4 protein-coding genes and 1 pseudogene are annotated in these 3219 nt (G+C 58.9%); 2 read left to right on the top strand and 3 right to left on the bottom strand.

Annotated features, from left to right (window positions below; translation table 11 throughout):
* Positions 1-120: 120 nt before the first annotated feature.
* Positions 121-258: pseudogene (locus tag JWQ24_RS27805) on the bottom strand (thiamine pyrophosphate-binding protein); the annotation flags it as partial.
* Between the two features lie 341 nt (positions 259-599).
* On the opposite strand from JWQ24_RS27805, the gene JWQ24_RS27800 reads away from it, so the two are divergent.
* Together JWQ24_RS27800 and JWQ24_RS27795 are read left to right on the top strand one after the other, a co-directional pair.
* A complete protein-coding gene (locus tag JWQ24_RS27800; RefSeq protein WP_299815618.1) occupies positions 600-824 on the top strand; it encodes a hypothetical protein in 225 nt (74 codons plus the stop codon).
* Positions 825-998: 174 nt separating this feature from the next.
* A complete protein-coding gene (locus JWQ24_RS27795; RefSeq protein WP_299815615.1) occupies positions 999-1232 on the top strand; it encodes a DUF2795 domain-containing protein in 234 nt (77 codons plus the stop codon).
* A gap of 424 nt (positions 1233-1656) precedes the next feature.
* Here the strand turns inward: JWQ24_RS27795 and JWQ24_RS27790 are convergent, their stop codons facing one another.
* Together JWQ24_RS27790 and JWQ24_RS27785 are read right to left on the bottom strand one after the other, a co-directional pair.
* A complete protein-coding gene (locus tag JWQ24_RS27790; RefSeq protein ID WP_299815612.1) occupies positions 1657-2787 on the bottom strand; it encodes a cytochrome c in 1131 nt (376 codons plus the stop codon).
* Positions 2751-3219: hypothetical protein (locus tag JWQ24_RS27785; protein WP_299815609.1), on the bottom strand; the 469-nt coding region annotated here is incomplete at its 5' end. The genes JWQ24_RS27785 and JWQ24_RS27790, both read right to left, overlap by 37 nt.

Below are 3219 nucleotides of genomic sequence, written 5' to 3'. Positions count from 1 at the left end.
GGCCAGTCGATCAGCCTGGACACGGCACCCTCAGTCTGCGGTCGACCCTGAAGGGAGGGGTTCTTGTCCTGGGAAGACCAGAGAGCGTTTTCGTTTTCTGAGGCTCTCGCGCCGTACCAGGACGAGTTCTATTTTTCCTTCGGCCCGGTTAAGCGCGCCAAACACGCCGTTGATGCCATCGCCGGGATAGCCGAAGATGCGGTGTACGCCCCACGCATAGAGACGATCGACGAGAAAGTCACTTACGGTTGCGGCCATGGGGTGCTCCAAGGGAAAGTGGCGGGGACCATCGCTATAGCAATGTATTTTCTCTACTCGGCACTGCTTCGCTCGCGGTCGCTTTTCACGCAGCTCGCGCGTCGCGGTAAATAGCGAAGCGACGACGTTGTTCCGGTCGTATCGCTCGAATCAGAAAGCCGGCTTAGCGTGACCGGTATGACTCGGTCCATAGTCGATGGATAAGTGGCATATAAACGTCACGCAGAACTAACGCCGTATGTCCAAAATGAATCGCATACGGACAGTGAACGAACGCTCGTGCCGCGTGGCTATAGACTAGGCTTTTAATGCTTGGGTTATTTTGAACGCAGGAGGTAGTAATGGAGCCGCCGTTCGTGGTTTATATGGGCGCGACGATTCACCCACTCGTCACGCGCAGCGCATCCGGATTTACCTGTATGGTTATCATTGCCGAGTGCGGACGTGAAAGGCGAGGCTCCGGCATATTGGGAACATTCGAGACCGAAGCAGAGGCGTATCAGTACGCAGTCGCGTTCGGCAGATCGGACATCGAGCGTCATCGCTTGATGACCCTGATCTGTTAACCCTGCTGGGCCAATGGCGCGGCTTTCGGCTGCTGAAAACGACCCATTGACTTGCGCCCGATCAGGGAGTCGTGATTGGGCGCATTGGTTGCAACAATCGCTCTCAACACTATGCAATCGTTAGGAACGGACGTTGCTAGTCATTGATTTCTATCTTGTTCTCTGGGAGACGTCATGGCGCAACATCCCGCGCATGCTCAAAATCACCGGCATCCCGATGAACCCCGTCCCGAAGAAATCGAAGAAGCCTTGAAAGGTGCGCATTATCCTTCGCGCAAGGACGGCCTATTGCGCACGGCAGAGGCAAATGGTGCCGACGGCGAAATTATGGCGGTCTTGCGCAGGATGTCCGACCGCAATTTTGATAGTGCCTCAGCCGTGATTCGAGAAGCCACTCGCGTTGAATGAACTACATCGCGCGAAGTTTGTGCACCGCCGAACCCGCCTGGCGCCGACGACGGCAGCGCTACCTGGATGGTCGCGCGTTCGAAAGCAGCGTCTACACGGAGAGGGTCACAAATAAGCGCACGGCTACGATGCTGCTAGCGGGCGTAGCTGCACTCCTGCTCGGATCGCTGGCCCAAAAATACGCTCGAAAAGTGGGCCAGGGATCAGCGGGACATCAAGGATGAAAAGGGCATTCGAGCGAGCTTCCAAGAGACATGACGCAGTCCCTGCGGCCCGGATGCACAAACCCTCCCCAGCCGATCAGCAGTGAGCCCGTCACCACGAACCGCGTCGCCTCGATTCTCACTTCTGTTCTCCAGTCTTATCGAAACTGCGACCTGCGGATTGATACTCGTCCGGAGACAGACAGTAGTGCGGCTCGCCCCTACTTGTGCAATTTACTGCGCAACGAAGCGACGTTACTTGTTGTCACCGGGCGCGCGTCATTGCCCCAGGACCCCCGGATAAACGTCAGGACTTCGGCGATCTGCCCATCTGTCAGAATGCCGCTAAAAGCAGGCATTGCCTGGCGCGGCGGCCCGTTCGCTGTCGCTGGACTATTACCACCTTCAACCAACAACCGAATCAGCGAAGTCGTATCTTCGCTGATGACCGCCTGATTGCCGGCGAGCTTGGGAAACGTCTGCGGAATTCCTGTACCGTTGGCTTGATGGCATTGCGCGCAGAACGATGCATAGACTGCCGCTCCGGTCGCGGACGGCTTGTCTGGAGCCCGCGTTTTTTCAACCGTTCCTGACTGCGGTGACGGTTTGTACTGCCCGTCGGCGGCTCCGGTGGCGGGTAGCGTCTTCAGATACCGGGCGATAGCATGCAGATCGTCATTGCTCAAATATTGCAGGCTGCCTTCGACGGTCTCGACCATGCTGCCGAAAACGGCAATACCGGCGCCGTGTCCCGTTTTCAGGAACGCTGCAAGTTCGTCCTGGCTGCCACGTCCGAGGCCCGAGCCCGTGTCGCCTCTGAGGTTCGGCGCATACCAGTTATCGTTGACGCCGCCCGCCAGGTAATTGCTCGAAGAGTCGTCGTAGCCGCGTTCCTGATAACCCGCCCCCCGCGGGGTGTGGCATGAGCCGCAATGGCCAAGCGACTGCACTAGATAAGCCCCCCGGTTCCATTGGGCATCGTGATCGAAACGCGGCTGGAATTGCCCGGATGGCGCGAACACGAGGTCCCAGAATGCGAGCGCCCAGCGCTGGTTGAAGGGGAAGGGCACGTGGGTGGGCGGAGCCGGCTTCGCCACGGGCTGCACGCCATTCATCATGTAAGCGTAGAGCGCGCGCATGTCGCCATCCGGGACCTTGGAGAAGGACACATACGGCATAGCCGGATAAAGACGCTTGTTGCCCGGTGCGATACCTTCGCGCAGCGCCCGCGCAAAATCCGCGTAGCTATAGGCGCCTATGCCGAATTGCCTGTCGGGGGTGATATTGCTGCTCACGATGGTGCCGAACGGCGAAGTCATCTCGAGGCCGCCTGCGTACGGCGCACCGCCCATCGGTGCCGTATGGCAACCGGCACAATCAGCCGCTTTCGCCAGGTATTCGCCGCGAGCGACCAGTGCAGGAGCAGACGTCGCCGGCTGCTCCTGGGCAGACGCTTGCACGGCCACGCAAAGAAGGAAGGTGAGCAACGTAACACCGCCCTTCGCGATGCGGCCGGATCGTCCGTGTCGCGCCGGAGGAACTGCAGAATGCCCCTTTGATGTGGGCTGGCCTGCAGACACTGGTCGCGAGCTAAAAGGCGATCCGACCACGTCGCATTCTCCTTCAAAAGTGTGATCTCTTGAACGGCAGACAGTCCCAGCCGATCGACGTCCCCCTTGTTCATCAGCAGGACCATCCAGCTGCGCATCCGCGGGCTGTTCGTGCCTGCATTCTGGCCGAAAAACAGCAAGTCGGTCTTCTCGAAATCGTCGAGCGTGATGGGG

The sequence above is a fragment of the Tardiphaga sp. genome, from assembly GCF_028290495.1.
Classification (GTDB): Bacteria; Pseudomonadota; Alphaproteobacteria; order Rhizobiales; family Xanthobacteraceae; genus Tardiphaga.
The sequence above is the reverse complement of the archived record's forward strand: the minus strand, read 5'-3'. Positions and strand labels throughout refer to the sequence as shown.

Bases quoted from the DNA above. Each gene is read 5' to 3' on its own strand.
- JWQ24_RS27800 (WP_299815618.1), top strand. From the start codon at position 600: ATGGAGCCGCCGTTCGTGGTTTATATGGGCGCGACGATTCACCCACTC.
- JWQ24_RS27795 (WP_299815615.1), top strand. From the start codon at position 999: ATGGCGCAACATCCCGCGCATGCTCAAAATCACCGGCATCCCGATGAA.
- JWQ24_RS27790 (WP_299815612.1), bottom strand. From the start codon at position 2,787: ATGGGCGGTGCGCCGTACGCAGGCGGCCTCGAGATGACTTCGCCGTTC.